The sequence below is a fragment of the Arthrobacter pascens genome, from assembly GCF_017052465.1.
Lineage (GTDB): Bacteria > Actinomycetota > Actinomycetes > Actinomycetales > Micrococcaceae > Arthrobacter > Arthrobacter pascens.
The window spans coordinates 27907-48632 of the sequence record NZ_JAFHKT010000138.1 but is presented as its reverse complement, the minus strand read 5'-3'; the positions used below and the strand labels follow the sequence as shown (position 1 = coordinate 48632).

Genomic DNA, 20726 nt, shown 5'->3' with positions numbered 1-20726 from the left:
GGCCGCCACGTCATGAGGACGGCGTCGGCAAGACTTCCAGGGCAACGTCGAGGGCTGCGCTTAGGGCGGGGGACATGGCGGATGGGTTCCAGGCCAACCCCGAATACAGGGGAATGGCACCGCCGGAGATCGGCAGGAAAACCGTTCCACCGGGCATGATCCCGGCGATGGAGTCGGGCATGAGGCTGACGCCGACGCCCCCGGCCACCAAGGAGAGTGCCGTGTAGGGGTCGGCCACCTCCTGGCCTATGTGGGGCCGGAAGCCTGCGGCATTGCAGGCCGCCACTGTTGCTTCCCGCAACGTGGAGCCTTGGGCCGCGGGCATGGTGATGAAGGTGTCGCCCGCGAGCTCGGCCAGGTCTATGGATTCCCTCCCGGCGAGGGGGTGGTCCACCGGGACTGTGGCGCCCAGGCCTTCTGTGGCGATGGTCCGGGTTTCAAGGGAGGGTGCGTCTACCGGCAGCCCGATGAACGCGAGATCCAGTGAACCGTGGATGAGCTGTTGCAGCGCTTCCTGGGTCAGCAGCCCGCCGTGCAGCGTGACGTCCAGCTGGGGGTGGCGGTGCCGCAAGGCGCGGGTCAGCGGGGGCAGGGTCTTGTGGTTGAGCGCTCCAGAAAAGCCGATGCTGAGCCGGCCATAGATCGTTCCGCTATCGGCGCGGACCGCCCGCTGTCCCAGGTCAACTTCTTCCAGGATCTTCCTGGCGTGGGGCAGGAAGGCGTGTCCGGCGCTGGTGAGGGCGACGGTGCGTGTATTGCGTTCGAAGAGTGCGGCGCCGAGGCTCTTCTCCAGCTTTCGGATGGTCTGGCTGAGGGGTGACTGGGCCATTCGGAGCTTCTCCGCGGCGCGGCCGAAGTGCAATTCCTCGGCCACGGCCAGGAAGGCCTCAACCTGCCTCAGCTCCACATGCCCTCCTTTGCCTGCCATGCTTTTCTCTGGTCAGGTGCCGCACGCCGGAAGGCGCCGGCACCCGCCTGGCCCTTACACTGCAAGGCTATATTGGTTCTGGGATCCGCGGATTCCGGCCGGGCAAGGCATCTTTCCGGCCGCCAGGGGCAGGAGGCATCGTGGCAAACTCGGCGTCGGGGGAGTCCGTCATTGAGCGGGTAGTAAAGATCATGGAGGCCTTCTCCAAGGGCAACCCGCGCCTGCCGCTGCGTGAGCTGGTCCGCGTGACAGGAATGTCCAGCAGTACCGTCCACCGGCTGGCCAACGATCTTGCCGCCAGTGGACTACTGGAGCGTGACCAATCCGGCGACTACGGCGTGGGCGCGAGGATGTGGGAGCTCGCCTCGCGCAGCAACCCGCTCGAAGATTTCCGGCGGCGGGGGCTGCCATTTCTGGAAGGTGTCCACGCCGCCGTGCGCGAGCATGTTTCCCTATCCGTGCCGGACGTGGAGTCCGGGAGCGTGCTCTACCTGGAACGCCTTGACCGGCACGGAACCGTGATGAACCTCGCGGAGGTAGCGGGCAGGCTGGAGATCCACAGCACCTCCTCCGGCATGGCGATGATGGCCCACATGCCGGGCTACGTCCAGGAGCGTTTCCTCGCCGGAACCCTGAAAAAGACCACGCCAGCCACCGAGACAGACCCGGCGCGCCTCCGTAAGCAACTGGCCCACATCAGGGAGCTTGGCTACGCCCGGATGGCGGGCGTGCTGGTAGCTGAAAACACTGCCTATGCCGTTCCAGTGTTTGGTGAGGGCCACTCGGTGATCGGCGCGATAGCCGTCGTTGTCCCGTCTGCGGAGGAGAACCCCGGTCTGATCCTGCCCGTTCTGGTCGCCGCCGGCCGTGGGCTGTCCCGCACCATGGGGGCAGAGCGCCGCCCGTACGGGACTAGGCCATGGCTGGAATCCCCGGGCAAGTGAGCCTTGCACCGAAGCCCCTGGAATCCGCGTCCCGTTGAACGGGATATCTGGCCGCCGGGTCTGATCCCGGTCCTACAGTCGATGCCAGAGAAACAACCGCTTGCGACCTGAAAGCACACTCCTCTGGAAGGCTTTCCTGCATCAAACGATGAGGAGGGTGGCGCCGACCGGCGGCCAGCCAGCGAACGTAACTCCGACACCATCTTTCCGGTAGCCCCGCCCCGTGGCAGTGCCGGCCCCCACTCTCAATGAGGAGACACCATGGGACACGTGCACCAGCACCCACCCACAGCCGTTCGCAACGACCAGTCATCGCCAGGTGAGCACGTCAAGATGCCGAAAAAGGCAGCCCTCGCGTCCTTCCTCGGATCCACCTTGGAGTACTACGACTTCTTCATCTACGGCACCGCGGCCGCGCTGATCTTCCCCAAGATCTTCTTCCCTGCGGGAGACCCCGTCGTCGCCCTGCTCGGCGCCATGGCAACCTTCGGCGTCGGTTACCTCGCCCGCCCGCTGGGCGGCATCGTCATGAGCCACTTCGGTGACAAGGTCGGCCGCAAACAGGCCCTCCTGATCACCTTGGTGATCATGGGCGTGGCCTCGATAGGGATCGGCTTCCTCCCCACTTACGGGCAGATCGGCTACTGGGCCACGGCGCTGCTCCTGGTAGGGCGCCTTGCGCAGGGCTTCTCTGCCGGGGCGGAGGCCGCCGGCGCATCCACCCTCACTATGGAACACTCGCCCGAAGGCCGCCGCGGGTTCTTCACCAGCTTCGTGATGACCGGCTACGCCTCAGGCATGGTTCTGTCCACGGTGGTGTTCATCCCGCTGGCAGCCCTGCCCGAGGCGCAGCTGCTCAGCTGGGGCTGGCGCGTCCCGTTCTGGCTGTCAGTCCTCGTCCTGGCCGTGGCGTACTGGATCCGAACCCGGCTGGAGGAACCGCCGGTCTTCGAGGAAATCGTGGAGCATGACAAACCCCGGTCCCTCCCCGCCGCGGCAGTGCTAAGGACGCAGTGGCGCGACGTCCTGCGCGTCGCCGTAGTGATGCTCTTCTCCGTCATGCAGACCACATTCACCGTTTACGCACTGGCCTACGCCACTGGCCCGGCTGTGGGACTGGACCGGACCCTGATGCTCACCGTCAACGCCGTGACCATCGGCCTGTCCATGGTGACCATCCCGTTCGCCGGGATCATCTCCGACCGGATCGGCCGCAAAACGGTCCTCCTCGTGGGCGCCGCGGGCTGCGCCGTCACCTCCTTCGGGTACTTCTGGTCCATCAGCGAGCAGAATGTGGTGCTGATCTTCCTTTTCGGCTTCCTGAACATGTCCGTCTTCTACTCCTGCTGGAACGGTGTCTGGACCGTGTTCTTCCCGGAGATGTTCCCGGCTGAAGTCCGCTACTCCGGCATGGCCATCGGCAGCCAGGTAGGCCTGATCCTGGCCGGATTCACACCCGCCATCGCCACCCTTCTCGCCCAGCCGGGCCCCGGCGGCTGGATTCCGGTAGCGGGCTTCACCGTCTTCTGCCTCCTGGCCTCGTCGATCGCCATCATGACTGCCCGCGAAACGTACAACGTCCCGCTGGAGGACCTTGGCCAGCCCCGCCGCTGAGCCAACGCTCTACCCAAGCGCCTGACCCCGCAAATCCCAAAAATCACGCACCACCGAAAGTTGACCATCCCATGACCCCTTCAGCAGCCCCCCGCAACTTCCGCGTTGGAATCGCCGGTTGCGGCGCCATCTCCCGCAACCACCTGGAAGCCTTCAAGTCCCTGGACAACGTCCGGATCGTGGGCGTCTGCGACGTAGACGAGGAGCGGGCCCGCACGACTGCACGGGCATGGGATATTCCAGCGGCGGTAACCACCGTCGACGAACTCCTGGACCTGGACCTGGACATCATCTCGGTGTGCACGCCTCACCCCACCCACGAAGCCGTGGTCCTGAAAGCGGCTGCAGCCGGCGTCCACGTCCTGTGCGAGAAGCCCATTGCCACCAGGTTGGAGGCCGCGGAGTGCATGGTGGCGGCGTGTGAGGAAGCCGGCGTCCGGTTCGGGGCGCTCTTCCAGCGCCGCTTCTGGCCGGCGGCGCAAAAGATCCGGACCGGGATCGACGACGGCACCCTCGGCCGGCCCATCATGGCCCAGTGCTCGGTGATGCTGCACCGGGCCCCGGACTACTACAACCGGGACGCCTGGCGCGGTACTTGGGAGAACGACGGCGGCGGGGTACTGATGTCCCAGGCGGTCCATCAGATCGACCTGCTGCAGTGGTACCTGGGCGACGTCGCCGAAGTCTTCGGACGCGTCAACACCTACCGGCACGGTGAATACATCGACGTGGAGGACTCAGCCACGGCCGTGATCACTTTCACCTCAGGTGCCATGGCCACCGTTGAGGCGACCACCGCTCTCACCACCAACCTTGGCATCCAGTTGCGGATCACCGGGGAGAGCGGGGCCTCGGCCTCGCTGACCGAATTTCCGGAGGGCAGCGAAGGCCGTCTGGACCTGTGGGCTACGGACGGCAAGATCCAGGAGGAGCTCGTCCACCCCGAAGGCGTTGAACCCAACGTCGATCTCTCCATGATCAACGGACAGCTGATCCCGTTCCACACCATCCAGGTCCGCGACTTCGTTGAAGCCCTGGAAAGCGGCCAGGAACCCGCGATCACCGGAAGGGACGCACTGAAATCACTGCGGATCCTGCTGGCAGTCTACGAATCTTCCAGGACCGGCCAGCCTGTCAGGTTCGCTCCGGTGGACGGGTTTGCCAAGTCCCGGGTTGGGATCCCCACGCTTGTCCTCGCCGGGGTACCGGCTGAGGCTGGGGTCTAGACCATGACCATGACAGCACAACGCCATGCAGCCCGCCCATTGATCCTCGGCCGCAACGGCCGCACTCCCAAGACCCTGCGGAACCGGCTCGCCTCAGCACCGATGGAGCGGAACTATGGCACTTCCGACGGCTTCATTACCGAGCAGTACATCGACTACCTGGTAACCCGCGCCCGTGCAGGGCTTGGAATGGTCACCACGGAAGCAACATTCGTACGGGCCGACGGCAAGGGCCGGACCCACCAACTGGGCCTCCACACCGATGACATGATTCCAGGCCTGCGGACACTCACCGACGCCCTGCACGCCGAAGGCGCACTGGCCGCCGTTGAACTTAACCACGGGGGCCGCACAGCCCAGGCCGCAGTGTCCGGATTCAAGAACGTGGCACCCTCACCGGTCGGATGCGAAGTGGCGGGCGGGGAGATCCCGGACGAACTGACACGGGAAGGCTGCCTTGAGCTGGTCGAGGCCTACGCCCAAGCCGCCCGGCGGGCAATTGCCGCCGGGTTCGACGTCATCAACATCCATGGCGCCCACGGCTACCTCATCCACCAGTTCATGTCACCCATCTCAAACCACCGAACCGACGAATTCAGCAAACCGGAATACTTCATGAACCTCGTCATCGACGCCGTCCGTCAAGCCGCACCGGACACCATCGTGGGCATGCGCGTCTCCGTGCTGGAAGGCCCGGCTGAAGGCATCACCGCGGCGGGCCAGCTGGACATCATCGGCAAGGCACACCTGGACAAACTCGATTTCCTGGACATCTCCGCCGGCAGCTACGAAGCCGGCGAATGGATCGTGCAGTCGGGGGAGTGGAAGCCCGGCGTCCTGGCCCGGTACGCCAAGGAATACAAGCGCTTCGGTCTTCCGCTGGGGATGGCAGGGCGCCTCAACTCTCCGACCATCATTGAGGAGGTCCTAGGCGAGGGCGCCTGCGACTTCGTCAGCCTTGCCCGGGCAATCCACGCAGATCCGGCCTTCGTGGGCGGTGTCCTGCGGAATGAGCCCTACCGCCCCTGCATCGCCTGCAACGTCTGCATCGACAACCTTGGCCTGGGCCAGGTCACCTGCAGTGTCAACCCGACCGTTGGACGTTCGCGCGTCCCGATGCCGACGCCCAAGGTCCGCACGGGCTCCCGAGTCCTGGTGGTCGGAGCCGGTCCGGCGGGCCTTACAGCCGCCCGGGAACTCGCCCAAGCTGGCGCCCGGGTGTCAGTGCTCGACGCCGGCACCCGCCCCGGCGGCCAGTTTGGCGTTGCCGAACGGATGAGATCCACGCCCGACTTTCACCGCTTTACAGATTGGTCCGCGGGCGAAAACGCCCGGCTGGGCATTGAAATGCACCTCGGCGTCCGGGCCGACACATCCGACGTCGGCGCCCTGGCGCGCGAACACCACGCCGATGCGGTGGTCCTGGCCACGGGAGGGGACCGGCCCGGGGCATCATTCATCGGGACAGACTTGCCGCAGGTGATGGACATCCGCGATTGGCTGGATGCACACCCCGAAGCTTTGCAGGGAGGAGACGTTCCGGAGGCAATCACGATTTGGGGTGCAGATTCCGTAGCCATGTCCGTAGCCGACACTCTGGCCTCCCGCGGCACAGCAGTGCTGCTGGTGGGCCCCCAGGAGGCCATCGCGCCGGAATCCGGACGGAGGGCAAAGATTCTGGCGGTGCCCCGCCTGACCTCCAACCCGAAGGTTCGCCTGGTCCTGGGCTGCAGCATCGAGGAATTCGACGGCCAGCAGGTGCGCATCCGAGCTGTCACGGCCCCTGACCAACGTTCATCCGCACTGGCCGAAGGCACGGTCGCCCCGTCGGCCATGCAGGAGGACCAATGGCTGGAATCCCCAGGCCCGCTGTTGATCTCCCGGTCTGTCCTGCCCCTGGCCGCGCCGCCCACCCACGAGGAACGCGACGCCGCCCTGTCATCGTCGGCGAGCCTGCCTGTCACCCTCGCCGGCACCATGGTCGACCAGTCGCCAGCCATTGTTTCCAACGCCGTGAAGAGCGGGTACGACGCCGCACAACGGGTGGCCGCCGCGCTTGCCGACACACTTCCTGCCGGCCCGACCGCCCCCGGAGAGGCTGCCCGCTTTGCCTTGAACGGAGCCACCTCGTGACTACTACTGCAACGTTTTCGCAAACCCCGACGCGCCGCGTCGGCCTCGCCCAGCTTTCGCTGGTGGGCACCGCCCCGCCGCAACTCGTGAGCATTGCCGCCGAAGCGGGCTTCGACTTCATCGGCGCCCGCGTCCGTCCGGTCACGGCCACGGAACGGCCCTACGACCTGCAGCCCGGCTCGCCCATGCTGAAGGAAACGATCGTGCGAATGCAAGACACGGGAGTGAAGGTTGAGGACATAGAGTTCCTGCTCCTGGACGGAACCGACCAGCGGGCCGCCTGGCTGCAGATGCTGGAAGCCGGGCAGGCTCTGGGGGCCCGGACCATGACGGTAGCCTGCGCGGACCCCGACGCCTCCCGCTTCGCAGACACGCTGGCGCAGCTGAGCCAGGACGGCCGCGGCTTCGGAATACTGCCAACGTTGGAGCCGATTTCCTACCAGGTGGTCCGCTCAATCCCTGACGCTGCCGAGCGCGCGGGGCAGGCAGGAATCGGGATCGTGGTGGACTCGCTGCACTTCCACCGCTTCGGCGGCACGCTGGAGGAGTTGAAAGCCTGCACTTCGCTGGTGCCGCTGCTGCAGCTGTGCGACGGTCCCGTTGCAAGCCCCGCCAGCCACGCGGGCTTGATCCTTGAATCGCGCTCGGAACGGCAGGTTCCCGGTGAAGGGGAGTTCGATCTTGCCTCCCTGGTGGCGGCCTTTCCGGCAGATCTGCCCGTCAGCGTGGAGACGCCCTCAGAGCGCCGTGTCACAGAACTCGGTGAAGCGGGCTGGGCCCGAATGCTCAAGACCGGTGTCGACGGTGTCCTGGCGTCGGCGGCCGGACTGCAGAGGGCAGGAAACCGATGAGCAGCCTGCCCCAGAGAGCGACGGCGGAGATCGCCCCGGGCGTCCACGTTCCACTGATCGGTTTGGGCACCTGGCCAATGGTGGGGGAGGATGCCACCGATGCGGTGGCGCGTGCAATCGGCCATGGGTACCGGCACATAGATACTGCCGAGAAGTACGGCAATGAAGACGCAGTCGGGGAGGGCCTGCGCCGCAGCGGTGCTGCCCGTGACGATATCTTCCTGACCACCAAGTTCAATAAGGACTCACACAGCAGGAGCGGCGTCCGGGCAGCCTTCGGCGCGGCGGCGGGCCGGTTGGGCGTGGATTACCTCGACCTTTTCCTGGTGCATTGGCCAAACCCCGGGCAAGGCAGGTTCGTGGAGGCCTGCGAAGGCCTGCAGCAACTGGCCGAAGAAGGAAATATCCGTTCGTGGGGCGTATCAAACTTCACCCCCGAACACCTGCGGCAGGTGGAGGCGGCCGGGCTCAGCCCTGCTCTCAACCAGATCCAGCTGGACCCGGAAACGGGCCAGCGGGAACAGCTTGCCTTCCACCGCCAGGATGGCATAGCCACCGCCGCCTATAGCCCGCTGGGCCGAAATGGCGGGTTCATGGACTCCCCGGCCATCACGGTCCCGGCGGCGGAGCTTCAAGTAACTCCTGGTCAGGTTGTGCTGCGGTGGCATCTCCAGCATGGCCGCGTTGCGATCCCTAAGTCTGCTGACGACAAGCGCCAGCAGCAGAATCTCGATGTCTTCGGATTCTGTCTGACGGAGCCGCAGATGGCCGCCATTGACTCTCTCGACCTGAACCGCCCTCCGCGCCTCAACCCCGACGAATACGGCCACTGACATGACACGCATGGAGAACGACATGAACACCCCAGAAGGACCCGCATCCGCCCACAACCCGCTCCAAGCCAGCAGACGCGTTACCGACTGCGACGTGCTGGTGGTTGGCTCGGGTGCCGGCGGCCTGTCCGCCGCCGTAACAGCCGCGTACCACGGTCTTAAAGTCATTGTGGTGGAAAAGGCGGCCGTCTGCGGCGGGGCAACTTCCTGGTCCGGCGGCTGGGCATGGACTCCCGGCAGCCCCTTCGCCAAGGCAGCCGGAGTCAACGAAGATAGGGAGACTTTCCGTACCTACCTGCGCCACGTCCTCGGCACCGACTACCAGGCCGAAAAAGTTGACGCCTTCCTCGAGGCCGTCCCGCACATGGTGGCCTTCTTCCACAACAACACGTCGCTGCAGTTCGTGCCGGGGACCAGAATTAACGACATCTACGGCGACCAGCCCGGCGCCGGAACCGGCAATCGTTCCGTCGGCCCCAAGCCCTTCAATGCCCGGAACCTAACTCCCGAGCTCCGGGCCAAGTCCCGCCACCAGCTCTACGAAACATCGTTCCTGGGAATGGGAATCATGGCAGGACCTGACCTGGCCAAATTTCTCTCCGCCTCCCGCGGAAACCCCAAAGGCCTCCTCCACGCCGGATGGCGCTTCGGACTCCACCTTTTGGACCTCCTAACCCACAAGCGGAATATGCAGCTCGTCAACGGAACAGCTCTCACCGGCCGGCTGATGAAGTCGGCCGACGATCTAGGAGTTGAAATCCGAGTCTCCACCCCGGTCACCTCGCTGCTGACCGACACCGGCGGAAGGGTGAGTGGCGCCGTCGTAAGTTCACCGGAAGGTGAGGTCGCCATCCACGCCGCCCGCGGCGTCGTGCTCGCCACCGGCGGCTTTCCCCATGACATCCGGCGGCGCCAGGAACTCTTTCCCAAAACCCCCACCGGACGCGAACACTGGACTCTCGCGCCCGAGGAAGCTTCCGGCGACGGAATCACCCTTGGGCAGTCCGTGGGGGCCCGCTTCAAAACCGGTATCAAGTCCCCGGCTGCCTGGTGTCCTGTCTCCCTGATTACCTACCGCAACGGCTGCACCGGGGTTTTTCCGCACATCATGGACCGCGCCAAACCCGGCAGCATCGGAGTCCGCAAGAACGGGAAACGGTTCGTCAACGAAGCCAACGGATACTACGACTACGTCGAAGGGCTCCTCGCTGCCACCCCGGAAGGCGAGACAGTCGAGTCGTGGCAAATCGCTGACAGCAGATTCGTCCGCAGGTTTCCGCTCGGAATGGCAAAACCGCTGCCCGTTCCATTGTTCCCCTACCTCCGGTCCGGATACCTGAAGAAGGGCAACACGATCGAGGAACTCGCCCTTGCCTGCGGCATTGATCCGGCAGGCCTGCTAGAAACAGTGGCACGCTTCAACGACAACGCGCGACGTGGAGTTGACCCCGATTTCGGGAGGGGCGGAACCCCATTCAACCGCTACGGGGGCGATCCCGCCCAGAGACCTAATCCGTCTCTCGGCCCCCTCGAGAAAGGACCCTTTTACGCGGTGCGGGTGGTGCCCGGCAGCTTCGGCACCTTTGCCGGTTTGGACGCAGACGTGCGCGGCAGGGTGCTGTCCGACGCCGGAGTGCCCATTCCCGGGCTGTACGTCGCAGGGAACGATCACTCCAGCGTCATGGGCGGACATTACCCCGCTGGTGGCATCAACCTGGGCCCTGCCCTCACCTTCGGGTATATCGCCGGCCGTGATCTGGCCGCGGTAAGGGCGTATGAGAATGATGGGACCTTCCCGGAACATTCAGATGCAGGAGTAGGCTGAGCACCGCAGCGCAGCGGCGGCGAGTCAGGCCGGCGCGACCCCCAGTGCTCGCGATGCAAATGGCTGAGACCCGCCGCTGCTCCTCATGACCGGGGGAGGAGATAGGAACAAATCGTGGACGCGTCTCCCGTTCGACTGCTAGCTTGACCCGCACCGTGGTGGTTCTTTAATGGGGGAGAAGGCAATACACCTGCACCTGGAAGGCCGAGGCCAGCCGGTCGGAACCTGCCGTCCGTTCACTTCGGTCCTTGTGTAGCTAGCCTGGTGGCGGCAGCCTGGTCTGCCCTTCGTGGCCATGCGCATTCAGTCACGGCCTGGGATGGCGCTACGGCAAGCGAGGGGACCAGTAGCTACGATTCGGGGACGGGCCGTACCAGCGGGAATCAACTTCTACTTGACATAATGTACATTATCGGCGTTACGGCGGGTGCCCGGAGAGGGGCCGTATGGCAGCCCCAATCAGTCCCGAAACGCAGCAGCGATCAGCAGTCCAATCCATTGTCTTAACTGACCTTCTCGTTAAGAATGAAACCCATGACGGTCTACGTGCGAGCCCTCGAGACAGCTGTTCCGCCGACGAAGCTCATCCAGACTGAGGCGCGGGACGTGTTCGCAGCCCAGCCCGGGCTTACAAGGCTCGGTTCCCGGCTCGTTGCCACGTGCTTCGACTCGGCCGCCATTGACACCCGCTACACGGCGGTCCAGGAACTGACGCTGGATTCACGCTCGGACGACCCAAGGTTCTTCGACCCGGCCACGGGCCTGCTGCGGAGCCCCAGCACGAAGGAGCGCAACGACCTGTTCGCCAGGGAGGCCACCAAGCTCTTCATCGACGCCGCCGCCGCCGCCGTCTCCAACTGTGCGGGCATTGATCCACTTGACATAACTCATCTGATCACGGTCTCCTGCACCGGGTTTTTCAACCCGGGTCCCGACTACAAAATCGTCCGGGCGCTGGGGCTCAACCCTGCGGTACAGCGCTACCACCTGGGATTCATGGGCTGCTACGCGGCGTTCCCGGCACTCCGGGCAGCGAAGTCATTCTGCGAGGCGGACCCCGAAGCGGTGGTCCTCGTCGTGTGTGCGGAGCTCTGCTCACTGCACGTCCGCACCTCCAACGATCCCGACACCATCATGGGCTCGGCCCTCTTCGCGGACGGCGCCGCCGCCGCCGTCGTGACCGCGCGCGAAGCACCCGAGTCAAAGGCGCTCCTGCAGCTGGACCACTTCGAAACGGTCCTGACGCCGGTCGGCGAGGACTCCATGGCGTGGAATATCGGCGACCAGGGGTTCGAAATGGTGCTGGGCAACTACGTTCCGCACATCATCGACGACCACATTGTCGGCGCCCTGGAACCACTCCTGGCCCGGGACAGTTCACTCAGGGAACTCCCCTACCGGGACATCACGCACTGGGCCATCCATCCAGGCGGCCGCAGCATCCTGGACAAGGTGCAGTCGCGGCTGGGCCTCACCGACGAGCAGCTGGTCCCTGCCCGCGAAACCCTCCGCAACTACGGCAACATGAGCAGCGCCACGGTGCTCTTCGTGCTCAGGCATATCCTCGATCTTCCGCCGCAGGGCCGGGATGAACGCATCTGCTCGATGGCATTCGGGCCCGGACTGACGGTGGAAACCGGGCTGTTCACGAGAATCGGCCAGCCGCTGGAAGAGCCGGCAGACGACCGGCTCGCGGACGAGGCCGAATCGTCCCTGGCCTGACCCGCCATGGGCATGCTCGGCGCTCGGGACGCCACCGCTGTTGAGGAGATGGACCGGCCCGACTGCGATCCGGAACGCCTGGACCGCACCTACCGGCAGTTCGCACTGGTCAACCGTGCCATTTCAGGCTGGCATGGCCTCTACCGCACCAGGCTCAGGCCGCTGCTGTCCCCTGGTGTCCCGTCCACGCTGCTGGACATTGGCTGCGGCGGCGGGGACCTGGCGCTGATGCTCGCCGGCTGGGCCGCCCGGGACGGCTTCCGGCTCGACATCACAGGCATCGACCCAGACCCCCGCGCATACCGTTTCGCCGGGCACAGAACGCCGCAGCAGGGGGTGCGGTTCCGGCAGGCCACGAGCGCAGAACTCGTCGCGGAGGGCCAGGCCTTCGATCTCGTGATTTCAAACCACGTGCTGCACCACCTGTCCGATGCGGAACTGCAGGGCCTGCTCAACGATTCCGCACAGCTGGCCCGGCGCCTGGCCGTCCACAACGACCTCCGGCGCAACGCCCTCGCCTACGCGCTCTTTGGCGCCGGCGCGCTGCCGATGACCGGCTCCTACATCCGCGGCGACGGCCTGACCTCCATCAGGCGCAGCTACACGGTTGCGGAACTTGCCGCCGTCGCTCCAGCGGGATGGCGGGCTGAGCGGCACTCCCCCTTTCACTGCGTGCTCACCTACAGCCGGGACACCGGCAGTGACTGACGTCCTCATCGTTGGCGGCGGTCCCGTGGGGCTGTTCCTCGGCGCGCTGCTGCTGCAGGAGGGTGCGGCCGTCCGGATCCTCGAGAAGCGCACCGGCCGGAACGCGCACACCAGGGCGATCGGTATTCATCCCCCGGCCCTTGCCGCGCTGGACCGCATCGGAGCCGCCGCACCCCTGGTCGCGCGCGGAATCCGCATCCGCCGCGGCCGTGCCGTCTGGGCCGGCCGGGAGATTGCGCACATGCCGTTCGCGCCGGTATCGGACCGCTTTCCGTTCGTCCTGGCCGTACCCCAACCGGTCACGGAGGCAGCCCTCGAGGCCCGGGTGCTGGAGTTGGACCCCGACGCCCTGCTTCGCGGGGCTGAGGTCACGGACATGCACGACGCCGGCGCCCGGGTCACGGTCGACGCCACCGTCGCGGGTACCCGGCTCACAATGTCCGCTGCGATTGCCGTGGGCGCTGACGGCGCCAATTCGACGGTGCGGCGGCTGCTGGGGCTGCCGGCCGCGGAAAAACGCTACCCGGAGCACTATCTGATGGGTGATTTTCCTGACACCAGCCAGTACGGCGAGGACGCCGCCCTGTTCCTCGAAGCCGGCGGGATCGTTGAGTCCTTTCCCCTGCCCGGAGGCGTGCGCCGCTGGGTGGTCAGGCTGTCCGGCCCGCCGCCATATCCGGACGCGCACCTGCTGGCCGGTCTGGTGAAGGAAAGAACGGGCATAGCCGTGGATCCCGGCGCCTACAGCATGCTGAGTAGCTTCGGCGTCCGCTCACGCCTGGTCAGCCGCATGGTCGAGGGAAGGACTGCCCTCATCGGAGACGCCGCACATGAAATCAGCCCCATCGGCGGGCAGGGCATGAACCTTGGCTGGCTGGACGGGGAATTGCTGCTGCCCATCATCATGGCCAGCCTGCGGGGCTGGCCCTGCGGCACCGATCTTCGCCGGTTCGATGCCTCCCGCCGGCGGGCGGCCGCCGCAGCGAAACGCCAGGCCGAACTTAATATGGCGCTGGGCAGGCCCCTGTCCGGCGGTCTGCTGCGGACACGGAACACGGCAATCGCGCGGATCGCGGCGGTGCCGGCGCTGAATGCCCTGGTGGCCAGGCGGTTCACCATGCAGAGGCCCCGTTAGGCTGGCTTCATGAGCCAAGCATTTCCGCCCACGTCCTACACTCCTGCCCGCATCCAAGAGGCCGTACAGGAATTGCTGGCGATGGACACACTGCCGCCCATAGTCCAGGCCGGCCACCCGGCCCTGAGACAGCATGCCGCTCCCTTCGAGGGACAGCTGAACGCAACGGAGCTTTCCGACCTGATCGACCTGATGCGGAAGGTTATGCACGAGGCCCCCGGAGTCGGCCTGGCAGCGCCCCAGCTGGGGATTCCTTTGCAGCTTGCCGTCCTCGAAGACCAGTTTGAAATCGACAAGGATGCCGCCGCCGTGCGGAGCCGCACGCCCCTCGAATTCTTCGCCATAGTCAACCCCTCGTATTCCCCGCTGCCAAGCGGGACGGCGGCCTTCTTCGAAGGCTGCCTGTCCCTCTCCGGGCTGCAGGCTGTGGTGGAGCGCCCGGAAAGCGTCAGGCTTGAGTATCTGACCCCGGCGGGAGAGCCCGTGGCCCGAGACTTTAACGGCTGGCAGGCCAGGATCGTTCAGCACGAAACGGACCACCTGCACGGAACGCTGTACATCGACAGGGCCGAGCTCCGGTCCCTCACCACCAACAGCGAATACGCGCAGCGCTGGGCTGAACCTGGAATCGACCGGGCACGCCGGGAGCTGGGGTTCCTGACGGAGCGCCTCTAGGTTCCCACCGCGGGATGCTGCCCGGCGCGGTCAGACGCCGTCGGCAGGTGCCGTGCCCACCACGCCAGGATGTGCTCGAACCGCTGGCGGCGGTGGTGCGGCGTTCCTGACCTGGACAGCTCGTGGTCCTCGCCGGGGAAAACCAGGAAGGCGGAGTCAACGCCCTGCTGCTTGAGGGCGGTGAAGTACCGCTGCCCCTGCTCCACCGGGCACCGCAGGTCATCCTCGCTGTGGATCACCAGCGTGGGCGTCCTGACCTGGGTGATGGTGGCCATGGGACTTTGAGCCGCCACCTGCTCGGGCAAGGTGCCCGTATATTCGCCGCCGAAGAACCAGCCGATATCGGACGAGCCGGTGAAGCTGACGGGATCGAGGAAACCGCGCTCGACGATCGCGGCCCGGAAACGGTGGTCCTGGCTGATGGTCCAGGCCGTAAGGTATCCGCCGTAGGAGCCGCCCATGATTCCCAGCGCGCCGGCGTCGAGCGCAGCGAACTTCTCCAGTGCGCCGTCGAGGAAGGTGAGCACGTCCTGCATGTCCACGGTGCCCATTCGCTCCTTGATGGCCCTTCCGTGCGTCTGACCGTAGCCTGCGGAGCCGCGGGGGTTGCACATCACCACTGCGTACCCGGCCTCCGCATAGACCTGCGCCTCGTCAAAGAGCGCCACCGTGTACTGGGAAAACGGACCGCCGTGGATGTTGAGCAGCACCGGGTGCGGCCCCTTCCCCGGCGGCGCCAGCACCCATCCGTGGACTTCGTGGCCGTCGGAGGACGGGACGACCAGCGCCTGGGGCTCGATGATCCCGGCTTCTGTCCGGAGGGCCGCCGAGAAATCCGTCAGAAGCCGCAGCTGGCCCTGATTGAGGCAGGCTACATCGCCGGCGGTTGCGGCGTCCGTGAAGCTGATGAACAACGAGTCTTCTGCTGCTCCGGCTCCGGTGACCACCCTGTCTCCGTGCACCAGTAGGGCGTGGCTGCCTGTGGCGCTGAACTCGAGCAGTTCCACAGTTCCCTGGGCGTTGTTCAGTACCAGGGCTGCGTCCTTTCCGCGCAGCGCGATGAGACCGCCTGGCGCATCGACGTCCATGTTCTCGGCATCGCTGAGCGCCCGCGCCTCTCCGCCCGCGGCAGGCATGACGTGCAGAACCGTGTTCTTCGCGACGAAATCCAAGCCAGAGACGCCGAGGTCCTGGGCGGTGAAGAACAGCCACTTCCCGTCCCGCGACTCCCGGGCGGCGAGGACGGTCTGGGGGCCCGCGTTGGACGCCTGGACCGGCACGGGCTCGCCCCCGCCGGCGGCAACCCGGTAGATGCCGGCGGCCAGATCCTCGTCGCTCTTCTCATGGAGCGCGGCCACGAAGTACACCCACCTGCCGTCGCTGCTAAAGGATTCACCAGTGTGGTCTGTTGCCGCAGAGGTGAGCTGTCTCGCGTCAGGCAGGCCCTTCGCCGCGGCGTCGTGCCCGGCGTCGTGGCTGTCCTGGCTGTCCTTCAGCGCGCGTCCTGCGGGCTGGACCCGGGGCTCGTCGCCCAGGTCCGGAACGTCCAGGACGAACAGCTGGAGCGGCTGGTCCTGCAGGTAGCCCACGCCGTTCATCCGGTACTTGAAGCTGGTGATCAGGCGCGCGTCCTCACCGCCGGCGCCCACACCGTCGACGGTGCCGTACCGGCCGTCGTCGGGCTGGCGTGAGCCAAACACGAGCCGCTGCGAATCGGGTGACCAGGCGAAGGACGATACCCCCAGTGGACGGTCCGTCAGGACCTGGGGTTCCCCGCCGGCAGCCTCCACCACATACAGCTGCGGCTTGCCGCCGGGGGCGGACCGGACGAAGGCGAGGACCCGGCCGTCCGGCGAAAAAGCCGGAGCCGTGTCCCGGAATCCGCGTGTCAGCCGCCGTGCAGGCCTTTCCGGGTCCTGCGGAACGCTCCACAGTTGCCCCACGTAGGCATCGCCGTCAAAGTCGGGGCGGGTCACCGAAACGACGGCGCGCGTACCGTCCGGGTGGACGGCAGGGGCGGAGACGGACTTGAGCAGCGGCAGGTGTTCTGGCTTCACCCACGTGAGCCTAGCAAGCCCTAGGATTGTCAGCATGCCTTTCCGCCTGCCGCCCCTGCTTTGTCCGGTATGCCGGGAAGCCCTTTCACCCGTCCCTGCGTCCGCTGAGGCGACCCGCAGCAGCGCCTTGGCCTGCCGCAACGGGCACAGCTTCGACGCCGCCAGGCAGGGTTACTTCAACCTGCTGGTCGGCAAGGGGACAGCATTTGAGGCGGATACCGCCGAAATGGTGGCGGCGCGCACGGCATTTCTCGACGCCGGCCACTACCGGCCTCTTGCAGCGGCGGTGGCCGCCGCGGCCGAGCCGGCGCTGCGGGGTCCGGAGCCGGCTGTGCTCGATTCCGGCACCGGTACGGGCCACTACCTCCGCGCGATACTTGACCTTCCCGGGCACGAAGCCGGGATTGCCGCCGTCGGACTGGACATCTCAAAGTTCGCCCTGCGCCGTGCCGCGCGGCTCAACCCCGAGGCCGTGAACCTGGTCGGCGATGTGTGGCAGCCGATCCCGTTGGCAGACGCCGCCGTCGACGTCGTGACCGTTGTCTTCGCGCCCCGCAACGCCAGCGAGTTCGGCCGAGTGCTCCGGCCTTCGGGCCGGCTGGTGGTGGTGACACCTCGGCAGGGCCACCTCGGTGAGATTGCCAGCCAGACGGGAATGCTCGGGATAGAGCCAGCCAAGGACGAACGGCTGGCCGGCTCACTATCGGCCCACTTTGACCTGGTGTCCACCAAGGACCTGGACCTTGACCTTGAGCTGTCCCCCGCCGATGTGGCCAACCTGGCACTCATGGGTCCGGCCGGCCACCACACAGACCGCGCCGCACTGGCCGAGAGGCTGGCGGACTTTGCGGCCGTGACACGCGTCGGTGCCAGGTTCCGGATCAGCGTCTTCCTCCCCCGCAAGAGCGCCGCCACGTAACGGCTTGGCCACGTTCCGGCCTGGCGCGTCCGTCACCTGCCTAGTGACGCTCCGTCGGTCTAGGATGGAAGAAAGTCACTGAGGGTCTGCCCCGCAGCCCCCGGGATCAAGGGGGAATCGAATGTTCGAATGGCTTGGCCAAAACTGGTGGGCTCTCTGGCTCACGGTCTTCCTCGTGTTCGCCGCCGTGGAGATGCTGACCCTTGATCTCTTTTTCATCATGCTTGGCGGCGGCGCCCTGGCCGCCGTGGTCGCCGATTTCGCAGGCGCAGACCTCTGGCTGCAAATCGTGGTCTTCTGCGTCGTGTCCCTGTTGATGATCGCTTTCGTGCGGCCGGTCACGTTGAAGCACCTGCACAAGGGGCCAGCTGAACAGCGCACCAACATTGACCGGCTCATCGGGGAGACCGCACTGGTCATGGAGCCCGTGACCGCCACCGGCGGGCGGGTCAAGATTGGCGGCGACATCTGGAGCGCGCGCTCCGATTCCGGTGTCCTCGCTGAGGGCCAGAGGGTGATTGTCGCTGCCATCGAAGGCGCGACGGCCGTTGTGGCGCCTCAGTCGGAATCCGCTGTCCAATAAGGTCCCGACAGTCAAGATTTCTGCTGTCTCCATACCGGCGGCGGCAGATCCGGCGGCTGAGCCGCCACGTAAAGCTTCACTGAAACTGGGGAATGAAGGAGAAGTATGGATAGTCCAGGAGGACTCGCCCTCACCATCGTAATGCTGGTCCTGATCGTCTTTGTGGTCATAGTGCTGGTCCGTTCAGTGCGGATCGTGCCGCAGGCCCGGGCCGGCGTGGTTGAGCGCCTGGGTAAGTACCAGCGGACCCTCAATCCCGGCCTGACCATCCTGATCCCGTTCGTGGACCGGCTGCTGCCGCTGCTTGACCTCCGTGAGCAGGTGGTCTCGTTCCCGCCGCAGCCCGTCATTACCGAAGACAACCTCGTGGTGTCCATCGATACGGTGGTCTACTTCCAGGTCACCGATCCCCGTGCCGCGACATACGAAATCGCCAACTACATCCAGGCCGTGGAACAGCTGACCACCACCACCCTCCGTAACGTGGTTGGCGGTTTGAACCTGGAAGAGGCACTGACATCCCGCGACCAGATCAACGGCCAGCTCCGCGGCGTGCTGGATGAGGCCACGGGGCGCTGGGGCATCCGCGTCTCCCGCGTCGAGCTGAAGGCCATCGACCCGCCCCACTCCATCCAGGATTCGATGGAGAAGCAGATGAGGGCGGAACGGGACCGGCGCGCCGCCATCCTCACCGCCGAGGGAACCAAGCAGTCAGCCATTCTGACGGCAGAGGGCCAGCGCCAAGCGGCCATCCTCAAGGCCGAGGGCGACGCCAAGGCCGCCATCCTCCGCGCGGATGGTGAGTCGCAGGCCATCCAAAAGGTGTTTGACGCCATTCACAAGGGCAACCCCGACCAGAAGCTCCTCGCCTACCAGTACCTCCAGACGCTGCCCAAACTCGCCGAAGGCTCGTCCAACAAGCTGTGGATCATCCCGAGCGAAGTGGGCGAGGCGCTGAAGGGAATCGGCAACGCGCTGGGTGGGACCAACCCGGACCCGCGGTCCGGGGACCTGTTCGGCCCCTCGGACGACGCCGGGAAGCAGCCGGCATCCTCGTAGCTTGACGCAGAGGGAGGCACGCCGTTGGCGTGCCTCCCTCTGCCGCGTTGCCGGCGGGGCCATGAATCCGTATAATGGGATATTTGTCCGGGCTGATCACTCCGCCCGGAACAACATTGCTTGGCAAAGCGTTCCATTTAGTGATGCTACGTAGAGCACACCGTAGTCCGGAGGCAGCTTTGAAACCTCCGGCTAGCGCGGAGCCCGCTCCGCGAACCGACCAGAGGGAGAAATCATGAGCGATCGCAGCCTGCGGGGCATGCGTCTTGGCGCCCAAAGCATGGAGACCGAGTCCGGTGTGGAGCCGGCTCCGCGTCAGCGGGTTGAGTACCGGTGCGAGGACGGCGAGCAGGTCTTTGTAACCTTCTCCTCCGAAGCCGAAATTCCCCCTGTCTGGGTTTCCAAGACCGGCAAGGAAGCGCTGCTCGTTGATGGCGAACGCCCCGACACCAGCAATGAAAAAGCTGTCCGCACACACTGGGACATGCTGCTGGAACGCCGGTCGCTGCCGGAGCTTGAGCAGATCCTCGAAGACCGCCTCACCATCCTGCGCGAACGTCGTGGCGAGAGGCGCTCAGCCTAGCCACTCCAACCGCAAAAAGGCCGGGCCCGCTGCACACTGCAGCGGGCCCGGCCTTTTGCTTTTGCCGGCTGTTACTCCCGGCCGGATGCAGGCTTCCTGCCGGTCAGCTTGTTCCAGCGGGCCGTCAGGCCCCACTTGGTCACGTTGAGCATGGCTTCCACCACGATGTGGCCGCTCATCTTGGAGGCTCCCAGCTCGCGCTCCACGAAGGTGATGGGGCGCTCCACAATCGTCAGGCCCATCTTGGCCACGCGCCAGGCAAGATCCACCTGAAAGCCGTAGCCAACCGACTCGACCTGGTCCAGGTTCAGCTTCTCCAGCGTGGTGCGGCGGAAGGCGCGGTATCCGCCCGTCACGTCCTTGATTTTGACGCCGAGCATGATCCGGGAGTAGGTGCTGCCGATACGGGAGATTGCCTGACGGTACAGGGGCCAGTTCACGACGCTGCCGCCGCGCACCCAGCGGGAGCCCATGGCGAGGTCGGCGCCCTGTTCCACGGCGTCCAGCAGCTGGGGCAACTGCTCAGGCTGGTGGGATCCGTCGGCATCCATTTCGACCAGGATGTCGTAGCCCGCCGCGAGTCCCCACTTGAAACCGGCAATATACGCGGCCCCAAGTCCTTCCTTGCCCTTGCGGTGCAGGACGTGGACCTGGCTGTCTTCGGCGGCGATGCTGTCCGCCAGTTGCCCGGTCCCGTCCGGGCTGTTGTCGTCCACAACGAGGACGTCGGATGCCGGCACTGCCGCACGCAGGCGACCCAGCGTTATGGGGAGCGACTCCAGCTCGTTGTAGGTGGGAATGATGGTGAGGACACGCACAGGGAGGCCTTTCCTGGATGGGAGCGGTCAGCACGCGTGGAGTGTGGCGGGACCGCCCGACTCGTAAAGCGCAACTCTCCATTATAAAGGGCGTTTCACTGCCCGGGTTTCGC

18 protein-coding genes are annotated in these 20726 nt (G+C 65.9%); 15 read left to right on the top strand and 3 right to left on the bottom strand.

Features of this window, described 5'->3' with window-relative positions:
• Window positions 1-10 precede the first annotated feature (10 nt).
• A complete protein-coding gene (locus JYA52_RS11495) occupies window positions 11-907 on the bottom strand; it encodes a LysR family transcriptional regulator (RefSeq protein WP_205653316.1) in 897 nt (298 codons plus the stop codon).
• A 161-nt stretch (window positions 908-1068) separates the two neighbouring features.
• Between JYA52_RS11495 and JYA52_RS11490 the strand changes: the two genes are divergently transcribed.
• The 11 genes from JYA52_RS11490 to JYA52_RS11440 all read left to right on the top strand — a co-directional run bounded on the left by JYA52_RS11490 (window position 1069) and on the right by JYA52_RS11440 (window position 14594).
• Window positions 1069-1872, top strand: coding sequence for an IclR family transcriptional regulator (locus JYA52_RS11490; RefSeq protein WP_205653315.1), 804 nt, complete (start codon window positions 1069-1071; stop codon window positions 1870-1872).
• Window positions 1873-2133: 261 nt separating this feature from the next.
• On the top strand, window positions 2134-3486 hold the full coding sequence (locus tag JYA52_RS11485) for an MFS transporter (protein WP_205653314.1): 1353 nt from the start codon (window positions 2134-2136) through the stop codon (window positions 3484-3486).
• 71 nt (window positions 3487-3557) lie between these two features.
• The gene (locus tag JYA52_RS11480; protein WP_205653313.1) at window positions 3558-4712 is read left to right on the top strand and encodes a Gfo/Idh/MocA family protein; all 1155 of its coding nucleotides are present in this window, start codon (window positions 3558-3560) and stop codon (window positions 4710-4712) included.
• Between the two features lie 9 nt (window positions 4713-4721).
• The gene (locus tag JYA52_RS11475) at window positions 4722-6845 is read left to right on the top strand and encodes an FAD-dependent oxidoreductase (protein WP_205653312.1); all 2124 of its coding nucleotides are present in this window, start codon (window positions 4722-4724) and stop codon (window positions 6843-6845) included.
• A complete protein-coding gene (locus JYA52_RS11470) occupies window positions 6842-7696 on the top strand; it encodes a sugar phosphate isomerase/epimerase family protein (protein ID WP_205653311.1) in 855 nt (284 codons plus the stop codon). The genes JYA52_RS11475 and JYA52_RS11470 overlap by 4 nt, the downstream gene beginning before the upstream one ends.
• On the top strand, window positions 7693-8529 hold the full coding sequence (locus tag JYA52_RS11465; protein WP_205653310.1) for an aldo/keto reductase: 837 nt from the start codon (window positions 7693-7695) through the stop codon (window positions 8527-8529). The genes JYA52_RS11470 and JYA52_RS11465 overlap by 4 nt, the downstream gene beginning before the upstream one ends.
• Before the next feature lie 22 nt (window positions 8530-8551).
• Window positions 8552-10354 (top strand): FAD-dependent oxidoreductase, encoded by a 1803-nt coding sequence (locus JYA52_RS11460; RefSeq protein WP_240460230.1) that lies wholly within the window; start codon window positions 8552-8554, stop codon window positions 10352-10354.
• Between the two features lie 534 nt (window positions 10355-10888).
• Window positions 10889-12076 carry a type III polyketide synthase gene (locus JYA52_RS11455; protein WP_205653308.1) on the top strand — a complete coding sequence of 396 codons (1188 nt, stop codon included), beginning with the start codon at window positions 10889-10891 and terminating at the stop codon, window positions 12074-12076.
• Window positions 12077-12082: 6 nt separating this feature from the next.
• Complete coding sequence (locus tag JYA52_RS11450) at window positions 12083-12784, top strand: class I SAM-dependent methyltransferase (protein WP_205653307.1); 702 nt, start codon at window positions 12083-12085, stop codon at window positions 12782-12784.
• Window positions 12777-13919, top strand: coding sequence for an FAD-dependent oxidoreductase (locus JYA52_RS11445; protein WP_205653306.1), 1143 nt, complete (start codon window positions 12777-12779; stop codon window positions 13917-13919). Before JYA52_RS11450 ends, JYA52_RS11445 begins: the two co-directional genes overlap by 8 nt.
• Window positions 13920-13928: 9 nt before the next feature.
• Window positions 13929-14594: a peptide deformylase gene (locus tag JYA52_RS11440; RefSeq protein ID WP_205653305.1), complete on the top strand. Its 666-nt coding sequence runs from the start codon at window positions 13929-13931 to the stop codon at window positions 14592-14594.
• Here JYA52_RS11440 and JYA52_RS11435 read toward each other — a convergent pair.
• On the bottom strand, window positions 14591-16651 hold the full coding sequence (locus JYA52_RS11435; RefSeq protein WP_205653304.1) for a S9 family peptidase: 2061 nt from the start codon (window positions 16649-16651) through the stop codon (window positions 14591-14593). The two genes, JYA52_RS11440 and JYA52_RS11435, sit on opposite strands and share 4 nt — an antisense overlap.
• A 34-nt stretch (window positions 16652-16685) precedes the next feature.
• On the opposite strand from JYA52_RS11435, the gene JYA52_RS11430 reads away from it, so the two are divergent.
• From JYA52_RS11430 to JYA52_RS11415, 4 genes are all read left to right on the top strand, one after another.
• Complete coding sequence (locus JYA52_RS11430; protein WP_205653303.1) at window positions 16686-17570, top strand: putative RNA methyltransferase; 885 nt, start codon at window positions 16686-16688, stop codon at window positions 17568-17570.
• 121 nt (window positions 17571-17691) lie between these two features.
• Entirely contained in the window at window positions 17692-18153 is a 462-nt protein-coding gene (locus JYA52_RS11425; RefSeq protein WP_205653302.1) for an NfeD family protein, read from the top strand.
• A gap of 105 nt (window positions 18154-18258) precedes the next feature.
• The gene (locus tag JYA52_RS11420; RefSeq protein ID WP_205653301.1) at window positions 18259-19212 is read left to right on the top strand and encodes an SPFH domain-containing protein; all 954 of its coding nucleotides are present in this window, start codon (window positions 18259-18261) and stop codon (window positions 19210-19212) included.
• 235 nt (window positions 19213-19447) lie between these two features.
• Window positions 19448-19795: an RNA polymerase-binding protein RbpA gene (locus JYA52_RS11415; protein ID WP_003802221.1), complete on the top strand. Its 348-nt coding sequence runs from the start codon at window positions 19448-19450 to the stop codon at window positions 19793-19795.
• 71 nt (window positions 19796-19866) lie between these two features.
• Here JYA52_RS11415 and JYA52_RS11410 read toward each other — a convergent pair whose 3' ends face one another.
• A complete protein-coding gene (locus JYA52_RS11410) occupies window positions 19867-20613 on the bottom strand; it encodes a polyprenol monophosphomannose synthase (protein WP_205653300.1) in 747 nt (248 codons plus the stop codon).
• Between the last annotated feature and the right edge of the window lie 113 nt (window positions 20614-20726).